Raw genomic sequence first — 18,892 nt, 5'->3', positions numbered from 1 at the left:
AATTCTATTATTTAACATGTCAAATTAGTTTTGAAAATGAAGCGAATCTGATACGATAGTAAAGAGTTTTGAGCGCTGTAAATAAGTGTGAACGAACATAGATAAAAATACCGCAGAGAGACTCTGCGGTATTTTTATCATTTATAAATGTGATTGAGGTGAAAGTCCATGGTGAAGGCAGCATATCTGCATATCCCGTTTTGTCATCATATTTGTCACTATTGTGACTTTAATAAAGTGTTTTTCAAAAATCAGCCCGTTATGCCGTATTTGGAAAACATGCGAGAAGAAATGAAACAAACAGTCGAACGTTATCCAACGACCAATTTGAACACGATATTCGTTGGGGGTGGAACGCCCACAGCCTTAGATGAACAGCAGCTGGAGTATTTTTTAGAATCCATTCGTATGTATCTTCCTTATGATGAGAAAGGTGAGTTTACATTTGAAGCGAATCCGAATGAATTGACAAAAGAAAAGCTTCAGCTTCTCCATGACTATGGCGTGAATCGTTTAAGTATTGGTGTACAAACGTTTAATGAAAGGTTATTGGAGAAAATTGGACGTGTGCATTCAAATAGGCAGGTATTTGATTGTATTGAGCAAGCGAGAAAGATTGGAATGTCGAATATAAGCTTAGACTTAATTTATAGCTTGCCGGAACAAACGGTAGCTGATTTTTCTTCTACGCTTCAAACCGCTTTTTCATTAGAGGTAGAGCATATGTCTGCCTATTCGTTAATTATTGAACCTAAAACGGTATTTTATAATTTAATGAATAAAGGGAAGCTGCCGCTGCCTGCTCAAGAAGAAGAAGCAGCTATGTATGAGCTGCTTATGAAAGAAATGGACAAACAAGGTTTTCATCAATATGAAATCAGTAATTTCGCAAAGTCAGGCTACGAGAGTATTCATAATCTAACATATTGGAACAACGACGATTATTACGGAATTGGTGCAGGCGCACATAGCTATATTGACGGAATAAGACGAGCAAATATTGGACCATTAAAAAAGTACATTGATTCAGTCGAGCAAAAAGGAAATGCATATCTTAATGAAGTGAGCGTGACCGAGGCTGAAAAAATGGAAGAAGAAATGTTTTTGGGCCTTCGTAAAACGAAAGGAGTCTCAAAAGAGGAGTTTAAGCAAAAATTCAATCGAGAATTAAAAGATGTATTTGGAGAACCTATTCAAGAATACAAAGAGAAAGGACTTTTGGGTGAAGACAATAGTTCTGTCTTTTTAACACACAATGGTCGATTTTTGGGGAATGAAGTTTTTCAAGCCTTTATTGGGATAATCTAATACCAAATCGTTGACATCGCTATAGTGATTTGGTAATTTATTATTAGATTTAGCACTCAGAGTTTTAGAGTGCTAACAGAGGTGATGAAGCGTGCTTACTGATCGACAGTTATTAATTTTACAAGTCATTATTGATGATTTCATTCGATCTGCGCAGCCTGTAGGCTCTCGAACATTATCTAAGAAAGAAGAGTTTAATTTTAGTTCGGCTACGATTCGTAATGAGATGTCAGACCTAGAAGAACTTGGATTTATTGAAAAAACTCATACTTCTTCAGGGCGCGTTCCGTCTGAGAAAGGCTATCGTTATTATGTTGATCACCTAGTGTCCCCGCAGCACTTGAAAGCAAGCGATGTTTCTACAGTACGTTCGGTATTTGCTGAGCGCATTGTAGAACTGGAGCAGCTCGTTCAAAAATCAGCGCAAATTTTATCTGATTTAACGAGTTTAACGTCCATTGTGCTAGGGCCAAAAGCGGTCAGCCATAAGTTAAAACAGCTGCAGATTTTACCTTTAACGGCTCAGTCAGCTGTTGCCATTATTGTGACTGATACAGGACACGTTGAAAGTCGGACGATTACGTTACCGAGCAGTATTCAACCTTCCGATATTGAAAAGATGGTTAACATTTTGAACGAAAAGCTCATCGGCGTTCGCATTACTGATTTACATGATAAAATGTACAAAGAAGTAGCGACGCTCTTAAAAAGCCACATTCAAGGGTATGAGCAGACGATGGATATACTCAATGATGCATTAAAGCTCAACATGAATGGCAAATTAGTAGTTGGCGGCAAAACGAATATGTTTGCTCAGCCGGAATTTCATGATCTTAATAAAATTCGCGGGCTGTTCAACATTATTGAACATGAACAGCAGTTTTATAAGCTGCTAAGCCCAAATGAGGCTGGCATACACGTGAAAATTGGTCATGAAAATAAGTTGAATGAAATGGTAGGCTGCAGCTTAATTACAGCTAGTTATTCTTTTGGTCACGAACAGCTCGGCACAATTGCTATACTGGGACCGACCCGCATGGAATATGCGCGTGTGATTAGTTTGCTTACACTGCTATCATCAGATATGTCTCAAGTGTTAACAAACTTGTATAAAGAATAAAGGAATCGGGTGGAATATATTACTTCCATCCTTTCCCTGTGATAAAATAAAAATCGTTGTTTAAAATGTGAAAATGTGTGTAAACATTTAAGGGAGGTGAATGAATTGTCAAACGAAAAGCAAGTAGAAGAACAAAACGAAGAAGTGGTTGAAGAAGTTCAAACAGAAGCTGCTGAAGCAACTGAAGCTGAAGCGTCTGAGGAAGTAAACCCTCTTCAACAAGAAAATGATCAATTAAAGCAACAGCTTGAAGAAGAAGAGAATCGCTACTTACGTCTACAAGCTGATTTCGATAATTTCCGTCGTCGTTCACGTCTCGATGCAGAAGCTGCTCAAAAATACCGTGCTCAATCATTGGTTGCGGATATTTTACCAGCACTTGATAACTTTGAACGTGCATTACAAGTTAACACAGCGGACGAACAAACCAAATCTGTGCTACAAGGTGTAGAAATGGTATACCGTCAATTGGTAGAGGCACTTCAAAAAGAAGGTGTTGAAGCAATTGAGTCAGTTGGGAAAACATTTGATCCATACGAGCATCAGGCAGTGATGCAAGTAGAAGACGATGAATACGAACCGAACACGGTAGTAGAAGAGCTTCAAAAAGGTTACAAATTAAAAGATAAAATCATCCGCCCTGCGATGGTTAAAGTGAATCAATAACACTACATATTATGAAGGAGGTCATTGTCAATGAGTAAGATCATTGGTATCGATTTAGGTACAACTAACTCTTGTGTCGCTGTATTAGAAGGCGGCGAACCAAAAGTAATTCCAAATCCAGAAGGAAACCGTACAACGCCATCAGTTGTGGCATTCAAAAACGGTGAGCGTCAAGTTGGGGAAGTAGCGAAACGTCAAGCTATTACAAACCCTAACACAATTATTTCAGTTAAACGTCATATGGGTACAGACCATAAGGTGGAAGCTGAAGGCAAGCAATACACGCCTCAAGAAATGTCAGCTATCATTCTTCAACATTTAAAAGGTTATGCTGAAGAGTATTTAGGTGAGCCTGTAACAAAAGCTGTTATCACAGTTCCTGCTTACTTTAATGATGCTGAGCGTCAAGCAACAAAAGATGCTGGTAAAATTGCTGGTTTAGAAGTAGAGCGTATTATTAACGAGCCTACTGCAGCAGCGCTTGCATACGGATTAGAAAAAACAGATGAAGATCAAACAGTTTTAGTTTATGACCTTGGTGGCGGTACGTTTGACGTATCTATTCTAGAACTTGGCGACGGCGTGTTTGAAGTTCGCGCAACTGCAGGTGACAACCGCCTTGGTGGTGACGACTTTGACCAAGTAATCATCGACTATTTAGTAGCTGAATTCAAAAAAGAAAACGGCGTTGATTTAAGCAAAGATAAAATGGCGCTTCAACGTTTAAAAGATGCGGCTGAAAAAGCGAAAAAAGATTTATCAGGCGTAACATCTACACAAATTTCTTTACCATTTATCACTGCTGGAGAAGCTGGTCCTCTTCACTTAGAAGTATCTTTATCACGTGCTAAATTTGACGAGTTATCAGCAGGTCTTGTTGAACGTACAATGGCCCCTGTGCGTCAAGCTTTAAAAGATGCAGGTCTTTCTGCAAGCGAACTTGATAAAGTAATCTTAGTTGGTGGTTCAACTCGTATCCCAGCGGTACAAGATGCAATCAAAAAAGAAACTGGTCAAGATCCTCATAAAGGTGTAAACCCTGATGAAGTAGTTGCACTTGGTGCAGCAATTCAAGGTGGCGTATTAACTGGTGATGTAAAAGACGTTGTATTACTAGACGTAACGCCTTTATCATTAGGTATCGAAACAATGGGTGGCGTATTTACAAAGCTAATTGAGCGTAATACGACAATTCCAACAAGCAAATCACAAGTATTCTCAACGGCTGCAGATAGCCAAACGGCTGTAGATATTCACGTTCTTCAAGGTGAGCGTCCAATGTCTGCAGACAATAAAACGCTAGGACGTTTCCAATTAACAGACATTCCTCCTGCACCACGCGGAGTACCTCAAATCGAAGTATCATTCGATATTGATAAGAACGGTATCGTAAACGTTCGTGCAAAAGATTTAGGTACAAACAAAGAGCAGGCTATTACAATTAAATCTTCAACTGGTTTATCAGATGACGAAATCGAACGTATGGTAAAAGAGGCGGAAGAAAACGCAGATGCTGATAAGCAACGTAAAGAAGAAGTGGAACTACGCAACGAAGCAGATCAACTAGTGTTTACAACTGAAAAAACATTAAAAGATCTTGAAGGAAAAGTAGAAGAAGCTGAAGTAACAAAAGCTAACGAAGCAAAAGATGCTTTAAAAGCTGCGATTGAAAAGAATGACCTTGAAGAAATCAAAGCGAAAAAAGATGAACTTCAAGAAATCGTTCAAGCGTTAACTGTAAAATTGTATGAGCAAGCTCAACAAGCTCAGCAAGCAGGTGAACAAGGCGCTCAAAATGATGATGTTGTAGATGCAGAGTTTGAAGAAGTAAACGACGACAAAAAATAATGCATCTTGACGACTAACGTGAATGACGCCATGGTGCGATTCACATCTTTTTAAAAAGTCAAAGTCAAGCTTATTTCTTGGCTTTGACTTTTTTAACGTGGAAAAGCGAAAGGGGAAGTTTTTCTCTTGGCTCTCTGCGTGCACGTGAGCAATAGAAAGTAACTTTTATGTTGCTATGGAATTATTAATAATGATACAATTACGTTTATGTGAAACGATTCGGGAGTGAGTATTGATGAGTAAGCGAGATTACTATGAAGTACTCGGTATCAGTAAGAGCGCTACAAAAGATGAAATAAAAAAAGCATACCGCAAGCTTTCTAAACAATATCATCCAGATATTAATAAAGCGGAAGATGCTGCTGACAAATTTAAAGAAGTAAAAGAAGCATATGAAGTATTGAGTGATGACCAAAAAAAAGCACAATACGATCAATTTGGTCATACTGATCCAAATCAAGGCTTTGGCGGCTTTGGTGGAGGCGGCTCAGACTTTGGCGGCTTCGGCTTTGAAGATATTTTCAGCTCGATCTTTGGTGGTGGTGGTCGCAGACGTGACCCTAATGCTCCGAGACAAGGTGCCGATTTACAATACACGATGACACTTTCTTTTGAAGAAGCTGTTTTCGGAAAAGAAACAACAATTGAAATTCCACGTGAAGAAACGTGTGAAACATGTCACGGTTCAGGTGCAAAACCTGGAACAAAAGTTGATACATGTTCGCACTGTAATGGTTCAGGTCAGTTAAACGTTGAACAAAATACGCCGTTTGGTCGCGTGGTAAATCGACGTGCGTGTCATCATTGTAATGGTACGGGAAAAATCATTAAAGACAAATGTGCAACGTGCCACGGTGACGGTAAAGTAACAAAACGACGTAAAATTAATGTTAAAATCCCAGCTGGTGTAGATGATGGTCAACAGCTGCGCGTTAGTGCTCAAGGAGAACCAGGGGTAAATGGTGGTCCTCCGGGAGATTTATACGTAGTGTTCCACGTGCGCACTCATGAATTCTTTGAACGTGATGGAGACGATATCTACTGCGAAATGCCTTTAACGTTTGCTCAGGCAGCACTAGGTGATGAAGTAGAAGTACCAACTCTACACGGCAAGGTGAAGCTGAAGATTCCTGCTGGTACACAAACGGGGACGAAATTCCGTTTAAAAGGAAAAGGTGTGGCAAACGTACGAGGGTATGGTCAAGGAGATCAGCATATTCACGTTCGCGTTGTAACGCCAACGAAAATATCAGAAAAACAAAAACAATTATTGCGTGAGTTCGCTGAACTGAGCGGTCAAGAAGCCGTTGATGAGCAGCATGATTCCTTTTTTGCAAAAGTAAAACGAGCAATTAAAGGAGAATAATTGTCTTTCATAATAAACAGAGACAGGTTGGTAAAGGTACTTTGCCAACCTGTCATCTGTCATGTTCATATTTAAAATCCTATATTACTGAAGGCAGAAAGGATGAAGTTGGTAGCAATGAAATGGTCTGAAATTTGTATTCATACAGCGCAAGAAGCAATTGAACCCATCTCACATATTTTACATGAATCAGGAGCTAGCGGGGTAGTCATTGAAGATCCTGCTGATTTAGTGAAGGACAGAGATACAACTTTTGGTGAAATCTATGATTTAAACGTAGAAGACTACCCAGAGGAAGGTGTAGTGATTAAAGCATACCTTCCAGTTAACAGCTTTTTAGCAGAAACTGTGGATGGTATCAAAAAAGAAATTAATGGACTGCTTGTTTACGACTTTGATTTAGGAGCTAACAAAGTTACGATCAGTGAAGTGAACGAGGAAGAGTGGGCCACTGCTTGGAAAAAATATTACCACCCTGTGAAAATTTCAGAGCGTTTTACGATTGTACCAACTTGGGAAAACTATGAGAAAGTAAGCACAGATGAATTGATTATCGAGCTTGATCCCGGAATGGCTTTTGGTACAGGTACGCATCCAACGACGGTTATGTCTCTTCAAGCATTGGAAAGAACAGTGAAAGCAGGAGATACCGTTATTGACGTGGGTACAGGCTCAGGAGTGCTAAGTATTGGCGCAGCCCTGTTAGGAGCAAGTAATGTACAAGCTCTAGATCTTGATGAAGTAGCCGTACGTTCTGCCCGCGAAAATATTGAACTGAATCAAGTTGGAAATATCGTAACAGTAGGTCAAAACAACTTATTGCAAGGCATAGAAGGACCGGTTGACATTGTTGTGGCGAATATTCTAGCTGAGGTAATCGTTCGTTTTGTAGACGATGCTGCAAAGGTATTAAAGCCAGGAGGCATGTTCATTACATCAGGTATTATTAGTGCGAAAAAAGAAGATGTCAAAAAAGCGTTAACGGGAGCGGGCTTTGTTATTCAAGAAGTAACGCTTATGGAAGATTGGGTAGCAATTATTGCGCAAAAACAAGCTTAACAAGTGAGAAGGTGTCAAGATGCAACGTTATTTTCTGCCAAATGATCAATTTCAAGAGCAAAGTGTCATAGTGATACAAGATGATGCCCATCATATCTCACGCGTCATGAGAATGAATGAAGGATCACAGTTTATTGCCTGTAATGAACAGGGGCAAGCTGCTTTGTGTGAAATTGAAAATATTTCCGCTAACGAAGTGAAAGCATCTATTATAGAATGGATAAGCGAAGAAAAAGAGCTTCCAGTCCATGTTACAATTGTGAACGGTCTGCCTAAAGGGGATAAGCTCGAGCTTATTATCCAAAAAGGGACAGAACTTGGAGCGTATAGGTTTATCCCTTTTATTGCGGCTCGTTCAGTTGTTAAATGGGATGATAAAAAGAGTCAAAAAAAAGTAGATCGCTGGAACAAGATTGCTAAAGAGGCTGCAGAACAATCTCATCGTACGATTGTACCAGCAGTAGAAGCCCCAATTTCTTTTAAGAAACTAGTAGAAATTAGCGGTGACTATACTCATAAAGTTGTAGCCTATGAAGAAAGAGCAAAGCAAGGAGAAACATCTCATCTGCACGCTGTTCTTTCAGCTTTAAAACCCGGCAATTCCGTGCTTGTGGTTGTAGGCCCCGAGGGTGGTTTGACCGAGCAGGAAGTAGAAATATTAGAAGAAAATGAATTTACAATAAGCGGATTTGGTCCGCGGATTTTACGAGCAGAAACAGCTCCATTATATGCGCTGTCTGCTATATCTTATCAAACTGAGTTAATGAGGTGACGATTATGTCAACAGTTGCTTTTCACACGCTAGGGTGTAAAGTAAATCACTATGAAACAGAAGCAATTTGGCAATTGTTCAAAGGCCAAGGCTATGAGCGTGTTGAATATGAACAAACTGCCGATGTATATGTAATTAATACATGTACGGTAACAAATACAGGAGATAAAAAGAGCCGTCAAGTTATTCGCAGAGCTGTGCGAAAAAATCCAGATGCGGTTATTTGTGTAACTGGATGTTATGCTCAAACTTCGCCAGCTGAAATTATGGCCATTCCTGGTGTTGATATCGTAGTAGGTACACAAGATCGTGTTAAGATGCTTGATTATATTGAACAATTTAAAAAAGAGCGTCAGCCGATTAACGGTGTAGGAAACATTATGAAAACACGCGTATATGAAGAGCTAGATGTACCGGCATTTACAGACCGTACGCGTGCTTCGTTAAAAATTCAAGAAGGCTGTAACAACTTCTGTACATTCTGTATTATTCCATGGGCACGCGGTTTAATGCGATCTCGTGATCCTAAAGAAGTAGTAGCACAAGCACAGCAGCTAGTGGATGCAGGCTATAAAGAAATCGTGTTAACAGGTATTCACACTGGCGGATACGGAGAAGACATGAAAGATTACAATCTTGCCCAGCTTCTTCGTGATTTAGAGTCTCAAGTAAAAGGATTAAAACGCATTCGTATTTCGTCAATTGAAGCAAGTCAAATTACGGACGAAGTGATAGAGGTACTAGATCAGTCAGAAATGGTTGTACGTCATTTGCATATCCCTCTTCAATCAGGTTCAAATACGGTATTGAAGCGCATGCGTCGTAAGTATACAATGGAGTTCTTTGGCGAGCGCTTAAACCGTCTGAAAGAAGCTCTTCCTGGATTAGCGATTACATCAGATGTGATTGTCGGGTTCCCAGGTGAGACAGAAGAAGAGTTTATGGAGACGTATAACTTTATTAAAGAGCACGGTTTTTCAGAGCTTCACGTATTCCCGTATTCTAAACGTACAGGTACGCCAGCAGCTCGTATGACCGACCAGATTGATGAAGAAGTAAAAAATCAACGTGTGCACCGTTTAATCGAACTTTCAAACCAATTGGCAAAAGAATATGCTTCAACGTTTGAAGGAGAAGTACTAGAAGTAATTCCGGAAGAAAAATATAAAGAAGATCCTGAAAGTGGTTTATATGTAGGATATACTGATAACTACTTAAAGGTTGTGTTTAAAGCTTCAGAAGAAATGGTTGGAAAGCTTGTAAAAGTGAAAATTTCAAAAGCTGGATATCCTTATAATGAAGGTGAGTTTGTTCGCGTGCTAGATGAGGTTCATCTTCAAGATCAGGTGAAAATGAGCTCATAACACTTATTGGAAAGCTGCGTGTTTGCGCAGCTTTTTTCATACGTATAAAACAGCTGAGCGAGTAATGTTTTATCAAGAAAGTTCATAAAATAAAGGGGGAATAACTGCATTACTTTATGTAAAGCGGTTGACCTTAAGGAATCATTATATTATAATTGCAAAAGACATGTCTAACATGTCATTTCATTATGATGTTAGTGGTTTTGTTCGGAGGGAGGGAATTAGAATGTCAAGAACAGTTGTTCGTAAAAACGAATCGCTTGAAGATGCTCTTCGTCGCTTCAAACGTTCAGTTTCAAAAACTGGTACGTTACAAGAAGCAAGAAAGCGCGAATTCTATGAAAAGCCTAGCGTAAAGCGTAAGAAGAAATCTGAAGCTGCTAGAAAACGCAAGTTCTAATAAGAGGGTGGATTTATGAGTCTTCTCGAGCGTTTAAATAGTGATATGAAACAAGCGATGAAAAACAAAGAGAAAGAGAAGCTTGGGGTCATTCGTATGGTCAAAGCATCTCTTCAAAACGAAGCCATTAAGTTAGGCACTGACCTAACTGAAGCAGACGAGTTGACGGTTATTTCTCGCGAATTCAAACAACGTAAAGACTCCCTCCATGAATTTGAGAAAGCAGGTCGTCAAGATCTTGTTGATAAAATTCATTCTGAATTAGCGGTTTTAGAAGTTTACGCTCCTAAACAGCTAACTGAAGAAGAGTTATCTGAAATTATTAAAACGACGATTGAAGAAACGCAGTCTTCCTCTAAAGCTGATATGGGGAAAGTTATGGGAGCGCTTATGCCGAAAGTAAAAGGCAAAGCGGATGGCTCTCTTGTTAATAAGCTTGTCCTTCAACACTTATCATAAAAAACACCTTACCTTGTGTAAGGTGTTTTTTATATAGATAATATCCGAACGTATGTTTTGTTTCTCTAGTGCAAAGAATAAAATAGATAAATTTTAAAAAATTTGAAACTATTGTTAAAGTTATTCGTATATACAGATACATACTCATACTATCTATGGAAGGAGGGAAGTGTATTCGGTGAAAACCTTATTTTCTTTCGTGTGCTTTCTTATTTTAGCCACTGGGTTATTCCCCACTATTAGCACCGCTGACGTGAAGCGTGTACACGTTATTCCTGTCAATAAAACGGTAGAAAATGGACTGCTTTCTTTTTTAAACAGATCCATTGAAGATGCGGAAAATGACGGTGCAGATTTGATTATATTGGACATAGATACTCCTGGAGGAGCTGTAGATGCAGCTTCTGAAATAGCTAAAAGCTTAACCTCAACACCTATTCCTACCGCTGCTTTTGTCGACAAAAAAGCATTATCGGCCGGAGCGTATATTGCACTTAACGCCGATCAAATTTATATGACACCCGGTTCTACAATGGGATCGGCAGCTGTGATTGACCAACAGGGAAATGCAGCAGGAAAAAAAGCTCAGTCCTACTGGTTATCGGCTATGAAGAGCGCAGCAGAACAAAATAACCGAAACCCTAAATATGCAGAAGCGATGGCAAACACAAAGATGGTCATACCTGAGCTCAACTTAAAAGGAAACGAATTGTTGACGCTAACTCCGAAGCAAGCCGAGCAAGTTGGTTATTCAGAAGGAACTGTAAAAAATTTAGACGATCTCCTGAGCGTGCTTGGCTATGAAGATGCTAAACTGACGTATGCAAAAATGAGTGTAAGTGAACAAATTGCTCGTTTTCTTACCCATCCGCTTGTTGTTCCCATTTTATTATCTATTGGTGCTTTAGGAATTGTAATTGAATTGTTTACGCCTTCATTTGGTATTGCGGGCTCCATTGGAGTAGCTTCACTTCTTTTATTTTTCTATGGTCATATGGTAGCAGGATTAGCAGGAATGGAAGCCCTCGTTTTATTTATAGCAGGAATTATACTGCTTCTATTAGAGATTGTAGTGCCAGGCGGCGTTTTAGGGCTGCTAGGGCTTGGAGCTATCATTTTAAGTTTTTTTATGTCAACAGATAATAATGTCGAAATGGGAATTTCTCTTGTAATTGCGATAGTGGTGGCACTGGGAGGTGCGTTTGTGATGATGAAATTTTTTAAAAGAAAGCTTACACCTTTCAAAAAAATGGTGCTTAATGATTCACTTAATACCGAATCTGGTTATGTATCGAATCAAAATCGGTATGAATTAATAGGAAAACAAGGTAAAACAACAACGCCGCTGCGTCCTTCAGGCACCGTGCTCATCGATGAAGAGTATGTGGATGTAGTCACTGAAGGCGGATATTTAGACAAAGATGTGTTAGTAAATATTATAAAAGTAGAGGGATCAAGGGTTGTGGTGCGGAAGCTCACAGAGCCTTTGAAAAAGGAGGACCTTAATTAATGGAAGCAGGTAGCGTATTGTTTTTTGTAGTTATTGGCCTAGCAATTATTGCTTTAGCTGTTTTTTTCACTTTTGTACCGATTATGTTATGGATCTCAGCATTAGCAGCAGGCGTTCGTATTAGTATTTTCACACTGGTCGGAATGAGACTTCGTCGAGTGATACCATCTCGCGTTGTGAACCCGTTAATTAAAGCAAGTAAAGCCGGTTTAGGTATTACCATTAATCAATTAGAAAGCCACTATTTAGCAGGCGGTAACGTGGACCGCGTGGTAAATGCGTTGATTGCAGCGCACCGAGCAAATATTGAGTTAACATTTGAGCGCGGAGCAGCTATCGACTTAGCGGGCCGTGATGTGCTAGAAGCTGTACAAATGAGCGTTAATCCAAAAGTTATTGAAACACCTTTTATTGCAGGGGTGGCTATGGATGGAATCGAAGTCAAAGCAAAAGCCCGAATTACCGTTCGTGCAAACATTGATCGACTAGTAGGGGGAGCTGGAGAAGAAACGATTATTGCCCGTGTTGGCGAGGGGATTGTTTCTACAATCGGTTCACAAAAAGATCACAAAAAAGTATTGGAAAACCCTGATATGATCTCTCAAACGGTTTTAGGAAAAGGGTTGGATTCCGGAACAGCGTTTGAAATCTTATCCATTGATATTGCTGATATCGACATTGGTAAAAATATTGGGGCAGTTCTTCAAACAGACCAAGCAGAAGCAGATAAAAATATTGCCCAAGCAAAAGCCGAAGAACGTCGTGCTATGGCCGTTGCTCAAGAACAAGAAATGCGTGCAAAAGTAGAAGAAATGCGTGCAAAAGTAGTAGAAGCAGAAGCAGAAGTACCATTAGCGATGGCAGAAGCACTGCGCTCTGGCAATATTGGCGTCATGGATTATATGAATATTCAAAACTTGACTGCTGATACGGATATGCGTGATTCAATTGGAAAAATGTCTAAAGAAGACGATGAGAAATAATGAATCAGTTTAACAAGGAGGTTTTCTCCTAATGAATATCGTTGAAACGCTTATTAAACTAATTATTAATAATGCTTTCATTTTTGTCATCATTGGAGGGATTATTTTTAACGTTGTGCAGCGTTTTATGGCTCAGTCAAAAGAGGAAGAACAGCAGCGTTCTAAAAGAGCTCCTATGCCTCCTGTAAACAATCCTTCAAGGCGGGAAAGACCTAGATATCGCCCTGTCAAAGAAGAGCCAAAAACAGCTCGTATGGAGCCAGAAACTGTTCCTTCAGCGGAAACAAATCCTTTGCAAGAAAAACTGGAAGAGCTAAAAAACCGTTCGTATCATGAACCTTCTATTCAAAAGAAAATCGCAGTTGAAAAACCAAAAACAACTGATGAGAAAAACGTTTTTAAGCCCATTTCTCGTAAAGAAGCTGTTCAAGGAGTGATATGGTCCGAAATTCTAGGGCCGCCAAAATCGAAACAACGTAAATATAAACGATAAATAGATGTGATACATTAACCCCCTTTCTCATAAACATGAGATGAAAGGGGGTTCTTTTTATGAGCAAAAAGTGGAGACACCAAATGAAAAGATGGATGACAAAAACAATGGAACTACCCGCTGATGTATTAATGGATCTTCCCCGTATTACGTTAGTTGGACAAATACACATTTATATTGAAAATCATAAAGGTTTATTAGCCTTTTCTGATACTGAAATACGCGTGTTACTAAAACAGGGACAAATGTTAATTCGAGGTGAAGGACTGGTCATTAAAGTAATACTGCCAGAAGAACTGGTTTTAGAAGGTAAAATCAATCAAGTTCTTTATTTAGAACAATAACACAAGGAGGAAAAAAATGAAGAATGGATGGACAAACTTTGTTATTGGTACCGTACGTATTCGAATTGTTGGAAAAGGAATTGAACGTTTCTTAAATAATTGTGTGAGACAACAGATTATGATCTCGAATGTCCATAAAGTTGACGGTCAGCTAGCGACAGCAACGATATTATTGAAAGATGTAAAGAAAATTCGTATACTAATTCGCAACGCAGACTGTAAAATTTATTTTATAAGAGGCCGAGGTTTTCCTTTTTTAACAAAACGAGTGATTAAAAATAGTGGATTTGCTTTAGGTTTTCTTTCTTTTTTTATTATTCTTGGTTTGCTTTCCAACATGGTGTGGAAAGTGGAAATTAGCGGTGCAGAACCACAAACAGAACATCAAATGACGAAGCAGCTGGCCAAAATAGGTGTAAAAAGAGGAGAGTTTCAATTTCTGTTAGAGAGTCCTGAAAAAATTCAGCGCTATTTAACGGATAATATGAACAATATTACCTGGGTGGGAGTAGAAGTGCGCGGCACTTCTTATCACTTCCAAGTGGTTGAAAAAAATGAGCCCAAGCCTCAGCAAAAAACACCTTACCAACATTTAATTGCTAAAAAGAAAGCTATTATTACGAATTTGTTTGTCGAAAAAGGACAACCTTTAGTCAAGGTTAATGATTTTGTCAACGAAGGCGAGGTCTTAGTTTCCGGTATTATTGGAAACGAAAAAAATAAAAAAGTAGTAGCTGCTAAAGGAAAAGTCTACGGTGAAACATGGTATAAGTCTGAGGTGGAAGTGCCTTTGAAAACTGATTTTCAAGTATTAACGGGTAATGGATATACGAAGCACTATTTAGATTTTCAAGCTTTTAAAATGCCTCTTTGGGCTTTTAACAAAGAGAAATACGGCTCAAAGGTGACAGAAAAAGTGGAGCATCCACTCTATTTTTTTAAATGGAAATTACCTCTGTCGTATGAGAAAGTTGCTGTACGAGAAGAACAGAATTCGCAGCGCGTCTATTCTAAACAAGAGGCGGTGGAAAAAGCTTTGGAAATCGGTCGAAAAAAATTACTATCAACTTTAGGTGAGGATGCTAAAATAAAAGGTGAAAAAGTTTTGCACCAAGAACAGGACAATGGTAAAGTTAGATTATCAATACATTACCAAGTTATAGAAAATATTGCGAACACTCAACCAATTATTCAAGGAGATTGATGAATGTCAGAACAGCTAGTAACAATTAACGTACAACTTGATGATTCAAACGAAGCCATTTCATTATTTGGCGTACAAGATGCGAATTTAAAGCGAATTGAAGAAGAAATGCAGGTCTCGATCATTTCAAGAGGTGAGACTGTTGTAGTCTCCGGAAGTACAGAAAATGTTCAGCTAGTGGAAGAAATGCTTAAAAAGTTACTGAACATTATCCGCAAAAATATTTCCATATCTGAACGAGATGTTGTGTATGCGATTCAATTAGCTAAGAAAAATTCTCTCGAGTTTTTTGAAGATGTATATGAAGAAGAGATTGGTAAAAACGTAAAAGGTAAGACTATTCGTGTTAAGACATTAGGACAAAGTCACTACATTTCTGCTATTAAGAAAAATGATTTGGTATTTGGAATTGGGCCTGCTGGTACGGGTAAAACGTATTTAGCCGTTGTCATGGCCGTTAATGCTCTTAAAAATGGTCACGTACAGCGTATTATTTTAACACGTCCTGCTGTTGAAGCAGGTGAAAGTCTTGGCTTCTTGCCAGGAGATTTGAAAGAAAAAGTAGATCCGTACTTGCGGCCTCTGTACGATGCATTACATGATGTATTAGGAACAGAACATACGCAACGCCTAATCGAACGCGGAGTTATTGAAATAGCACCCCTTGCTTATATGCGAGGTCGTACACTAGATGATGCGTTTGTTATCTTAGACGAAGCACAAAACACCACGATGGCGCAAATGAAGATGTTTTTAACACGACTAGGATTTGGGTCTAAAATGGTGATTACAGGAGATATTTCACAAATTGATTTACCAAAAGGAGCTCAGTCTGGTCTAGCGGCTGTCTCGAAAATCCTGACCAATGTTAAAGGTATTTCGTTTGTTCATCTAGAACAGTCAGATGTTGTGCGCCATCCACTTGTGGGACGTATCATTCAAGCGTACGAACACGCTGACCAAAAGACCCTTTCTTAATAGGGTCTATTTTTTGTAAAAGGGGGTACGTTTGTGTCAACGTTTCGGATAATCAAGCAAACAATGGCACAGATCGAGCGATTACGGTTAATTCAAATTGGGTTATATGCCCTGTTAGGTATAATGATGTTTGCGTCTATGTATAGCAATGTAAAGCCGCAGGAATTAGATCTTAGACTACTGTCTATTTCCCCGCAAACCATTTACTCACCCGTTACCATTGAAGATAAAGAGAGCACAGAGAAAAAACGGGCAGAGGCAGAACAAGCCGTTGAAGATGTGTATACACAAAAAACAGAATACGCACAGAACCAAGTCGATCTTGTTGCATCTATTTTTGATGCGATGATGGAAGTTAATACAGAATATGAAAAAGAAGATCATGAAGATGACAGTATCGATGCCGTATTAAAAACCAAACAAAAAATGCTAGAGGACAAGCTTCCTGAAGACATTCAAAAAAACTTGCCAAAGGATACCATCAAGCAGCTGCTTCAGTCTTCTAACAGTGATTTATCGATTGCGAAAGACGCTGTAGTTACAGCCGTTCATCATGTGATGAAAGATCAAGTGAAGATTAGCGATGTAGAAGAGAAAAAAGACCAGGTAGAAGGTCAGCTTGTTTACACCAATGTCAGCAACTCCCTAAAGGATTCAATGAATGCAATTGCTAAATTCGCTATCATTCCAAATGTGATTTATGACCCCAAAAAAACAGCTGAAAACCGTCAAGCAGCTGTGGAAAAAGTGGAGCCTGTTCGAATTAAACAAGGTCAGATTATTGTAGAAGAAAATCAGCTTATTAATCCTGATATATATCGTCAGCTCCAGCTCGCGGGATTGTTGAATAATAAAGGATCTATTCAGCCTTTTGCGGGATTAGCTTTGCTGATTGTGATGATGATAGCCGGCCTCATTTACTATTTGCGTGAATTTCACACCAAGACATATCAGCCCTTGTTGTTGTATGTATTGGTAGCAACCATTACGATTGGCCTCATGAAAATCTTAAGCTTGTTTCAACAAATTGATTTATCGGAAATTGGTTTCTTAGCTCCTGTTGCGGTGGGAGGTTTGCTGATTCGAATTTTAATGGATGAACGCATTGCTATTTTATCAAGTATTGTATTTGCTATTTGTGGAAGCATTATTTTTAATGGTGAATTGACAACCTCGTTTAATATGAACATTGGGATTTACTTTTTAATTAGCAATATTGCTGCTATTTTATTTTTAAGCAGGCAGCACAGGCGTTCACGGATTTTGCAGGCAGGTCTATTTGTGGCTATGGTAAACGTAATTATTAGCTTTGCTATTATTTTTATTAAAAATGGCCAAATTGGTACTGTAGAGCTTGGCTATTACAGCATGATGTCAATTGCATCTGGTGTTATTGCTTCCGTTTTAGCTATAGGTTTGCTTCCGTTTTTTGAAAGTGGATTTGGCATTTTATCTACGATGAAGCTGATTGAATTATCGAGTCCTAATCATCCGCTATTACGTAAAATCTTAACCGAAACACCGGGAACGTATCATCACAGTGTAATGGTGGCAAACTTATCTGAAGCGGCGTGCGAAACGATAGGAGCTAACGGTTTATTAGCGAGAGTGGGGGCTTATTACCACGATATTGGTAAAACGAAGCGACCGCAGTATTTTATTGAAAATCAAATGAATATTACCAATCCGCATGATAAACTAAGTCCGAAGACTAGTAAAAATATTATAATCGCACATGCTACAGATGGAGCGACCATTTTGCGAAATCACAAGTTTCCAAAAGAGATTGTAGATATTGCAGAGCAGCATCACGGAACGACCCTGCTTAAGTTTTTCTATCATAAGGCACTTGAACAAACAGAAGAAAAAATTGATGAAAAAGAATATCGCTATCCTGGACCAAAGCCTCAGTCAAAAGAAGCAGCGGTTATTTGCATAGCTGATAGTGTAGAAGCAGCCGTAAGGTCAATGTCCAATCCAACTCCGGAAAAGATTGAGAACTTGGTGCGAAATATTATTAAAGATCGCTTGCAGGATGAGCAGCTTAGCGAGTGTAACGTAACGCTCAAAGAGCTAGAGTTAATTCGCCAAGCACTATGTGAAACTTTAAATGGGATTTTTCATTCCCGAATTGAATATCCAGAGATAAAAAAAGAGAAGGTGAAGGTATGAGTTTAGTTATTGATTTTATTGATGAAACAAACGAAGTGAGTAAAGAGCAGCAAAAAGAGCTTGAGAAGCTGCTTGAAGCCGCTGCTATATATGAAAATCTTCAAGAGGATGCAGAAGTATCCGTTACATTTGTGGATAATGATCGAATTCAAGAAATCAATCATCAATACCGCCATAAAAATCAGCCAACGGATGTAATATCGTTTGCGCTAGAAGAAATGGGCGAAGATGAAATGCAAATTATCGGAGATGAGATGCCAAGAGTCCTGGGGGATATTGTCATTTCGATTCCAAAAGCTCATGAGCAAGCAGAAGAATACAATCACTCGTTTATGAGGGAGCTAGGATTCTTAACGGTTCACGGTTTCTTGCACTTGCTTGGGTATGACCATGAAACATCAGAAGATGAAAAAGAGATGTTTACACGTCAAAAAGATATTTTAGAACAATATGGACTCTCGCGGTAAAAAAGGGATAGCTAAAGTTGTCAGTAGCTTTGGTTATGCAATAGAGGGGTTTCTCTATGTTTGTAAAACACAGAGAAATATGCAAATTCACGTAGCAGCTTCTTTCATCGTCCTTCTCTTAGGAGCCGTGCTGTCAATTACAGCTGGTGAATGGACGGTTGTGCTGCTTCTGATTGCAGGCATGTTCAGCTTAGAGTTAATGAATACAGCGGTTGAAAAAGTTGTTGATTTAGTTTCTCCTGAATATCACATACTAGCAAAACACGCAAAAGATGCAGCCGCAGCCGCGGTGTTGGTCTATGCGTGTTTTGCTGTCCTTATAGGAGGAATTATTTTCTTAAAGTATTTGTTTTAAAAAGGATTCTTTTTGGTTCTTTAC

General features: G+C 39.0%; 19 protein-coding genes. All 19 read left to right on the top strand.

What is annotated here, in order from left to right:
• Positions 1–168: 168 nt before the first annotated feature.
• The 19 genes from hemW to LJY09_RS22505 all read left to right on the top strand — a co-directional run bounded on the left by hemW (position 169) and on the right by LJY09_RS22505 (position 18,868).
• A complete protein-coding gene (gene hemW, locus LJY09_RS22595) occupies positions 169–1,308 on the top strand; it encodes a radical SAM family heme chaperone HemW (protein WP_228307434.1) in 1,140 nt (379 codons plus the stop codon).
• A gap of 91 nt (positions 1,309–1,399) precedes the next feature.
• Positions 1,400–2,428 (top strand): heat-inducible transcriptional repressor HrcA, encoded by a 1,029-nt coding sequence (hrcA, locus tag LJY09_RS22590; RefSeq protein ID WP_013059244.1) that lies wholly within the window; start codon positions 1,400–1,402, stop codon positions 2,426–2,428.
• Between the two features lie 105 nt (positions 2,429–2,533).
• Positions 2,534–3,094 carry a nucleotide exchange factor GrpE gene (grpE, locus tag LJY09_RS22585; protein WP_028411655.1) on the top strand — a complete coding sequence of 187 codons (561 nt, stop codon included), beginning with the start codon at positions 2,534–2,536 and terminating at the stop codon, positions 3,092–3,094.
• 30 nt (positions 3,095–3,124) lie between these two features.
• Positions 3,125–4,942, top strand: coding sequence for a molecular chaperone DnaK (gene dnaK / locus LJY09_RS22580; protein WP_014458181.1), 1,818 nt, complete (start codon positions 3,125–3,127; stop codon positions 4,940–4,942).
• A gap of 235 nt (positions 4,943–5,177) precedes the next feature.
• Positions 5,178–6,308 carry a molecular chaperone DnaJ gene (gene dnaJ / locus LJY09_RS22575; RefSeq protein ID WP_013059241.1) on the top strand — a complete coding sequence of 377 codons (1,131 nt, stop codon included), beginning with the start codon at positions 5,178–5,180 and terminating at the stop codon, positions 6,306–6,308.
• Positions 6,309–6,425: 117 nt separating this feature from the next.
• Positions 6,426–7,367 (top strand): 50S ribosomal protein L11 methyltransferase, encoded by a 942-nt coding sequence (prmA, locus tag LJY09_RS22570; protein WP_028411654.1) that lies wholly within the window; start codon positions 6,426–6,428, stop codon positions 7,365–7,367.
• Between the two features lie 19 nt (positions 7,368–7,386).
• Positions 7,387–8,139: a 16S rRNA (uracil(1498)-N(3))-methyltransferase gene (locus tag LJY09_RS22565; protein ID WP_228307433.1), complete on the top strand. Its 753-nt coding sequence runs from the start codon at positions 7,387–7,389 to the stop codon at positions 8,137–8,139.
• Positions 8,140–8,144: 5 nt separating this feature from the next.
• Positions 8,145–9,503: a tRNA (N(6)-L-threonylcarbamoyladenosine(37)-C(2))-methylthiotransferase MtaB gene (gene mtaB, locus LJY09_RS22560; RefSeq protein ID WP_025750549.1), complete on the top strand. Its 1,359-nt coding sequence runs from the start codon at positions 8,145–8,147 to the stop codon at positions 9,501–9,503.
• Between the two features lie 226 nt (positions 9,504–9,729).
• The gene (rpsU, locus tag LJY09_RS22555; protein ID WP_013059237.1) at positions 9,730–9,903 is read left to right on the top strand and encodes a 30S ribosomal protein S21; all 174 of its coding nucleotides are present in this window, start codon (positions 9,730–9,732) and stop codon (positions 9,901–9,903) included.
• A 15-nt stretch (positions 9,904–9,918) separates the two neighbouring features.
• On the top strand, positions 9,919–10,362 hold the full coding sequence (locus LJY09_RS22550; protein WP_013059236.1) for a GatB/YqeY domain-containing protein: 444 nt from the start codon (positions 9,919–9,921) through the stop codon (positions 10,360–10,362).
• Positions 10,363–10,540: 178 nt separating this feature from the next.
• Positions 10,541–11,872, top strand: a complete 1,332-nt coding sequence (locus tag LJY09_RS22545) for an NfeD family protein (RefSeq protein ID WP_228307432.1) — start codon at positions 10,541–10,543, stop codon at positions 11,870–11,872.
• Positions 11,872–12,855, top strand: coding sequence for a flotillin-like protein FloA (floA, locus tag LJY09_RS22540; RefSeq protein ID WP_028411651.1), 984 nt, complete (start codon positions 11,872–11,874; stop codon positions 12,853–12,855). The genes LJY09_RS22545 and floA overlap by 1 nt, the downstream gene beginning before the upstream one ends.
• 31 nt (positions 12,856–12,886) lie before the next feature.
• Positions 12,887–13,348, top strand: a complete 462-nt coding sequence (locus LJY09_RS22535) for a hypothetical protein (RefSeq protein ID WP_048019738.1) — start codon at positions 12,887–12,889, stop codon at positions 13,346–13,348.
• Positions 13,349–13,407: 59 nt separating this feature from the next.
• On the top strand, positions 13,408–13,692 hold the full coding sequence (gene yqfC, locus LJY09_RS22530; protein WP_013059232.1) for a sporulation protein YqfC: 285 nt from the start codon (positions 13,408–13,410) through the stop codon (positions 13,690–13,692).
• Positions 13,693–13,708: 16 nt separating this feature from the next.
• Positions 13,709–14,896 carry a sporulation protein YqfD gene (yqfD, locus tag LJY09_RS22525; protein WP_028411649.1) on the top strand — a complete coding sequence of 396 codons (1,188 nt, stop codon included), beginning with the start codon at positions 13,709–13,711 and terminating at the stop codon, positions 14,894–14,896.
• 3 nt (positions 14,897–14,899) lie between these two features.
• Positions 14,900–15,874 carry a PhoH family protein gene (locus LJY09_RS22520; RefSeq protein WP_028411648.1) on the top strand — a complete coding sequence of 325 codons (975 nt, stop codon included), beginning with the start codon at positions 14,900–14,902 and terminating at the stop codon, positions 15,872–15,874.
• Positions 15,875–15,937: 63 nt separating this feature from the next.
• Complete coding sequence (locus LJY09_RS22515; RefSeq protein WP_071276952.1) at positions 15,938–18,046, top strand: HD family phosphohydrolase; 2,109 nt, start codon at positions 15,938–15,940, stop codon at positions 18,044–18,046.
• A complete protein-coding gene (gene ybeY / locus LJY09_RS22510) occupies positions 18,043–18,513 on the top strand; it encodes an rRNA maturation RNase YbeY (protein WP_028411646.1) in 471 nt (156 codons plus the stop codon). Before LJY09_RS22515 ends, ybeY begins: the two co-directional genes overlap by 4 nt.
• Positions 18,497–18,868 carry a diacylglycerol kinase family protein gene (locus tag LJY09_RS22505; protein ID WP_028411645.1) on the top strand — a complete coding sequence of 124 codons (372 nt, stop codon included), beginning with the start codon at positions 18,497–18,499 and terminating at the stop codon, positions 18,866–18,868. The genes ybeY and LJY09_RS22505 overlap by 17 nt, the downstream gene beginning before the upstream one ends.
• Positions 18,869–18,892: the final 24 nt, after the last annotated feature.

Source organism: Priestia sp. J2 (assembly GCF_020790095.1).
GTDB classification, from domain to species: domain Bacteria; phylum Bacillota; class Bacilli; order Bacillales; family Bacillaceae_H; genus Priestia; species Priestia zanthoxyli.
The sequence above is the reverse complement of the archived record's forward strand: the minus strand, read 5'-3'. Positions and strand labels throughout refer to the sequence as shown.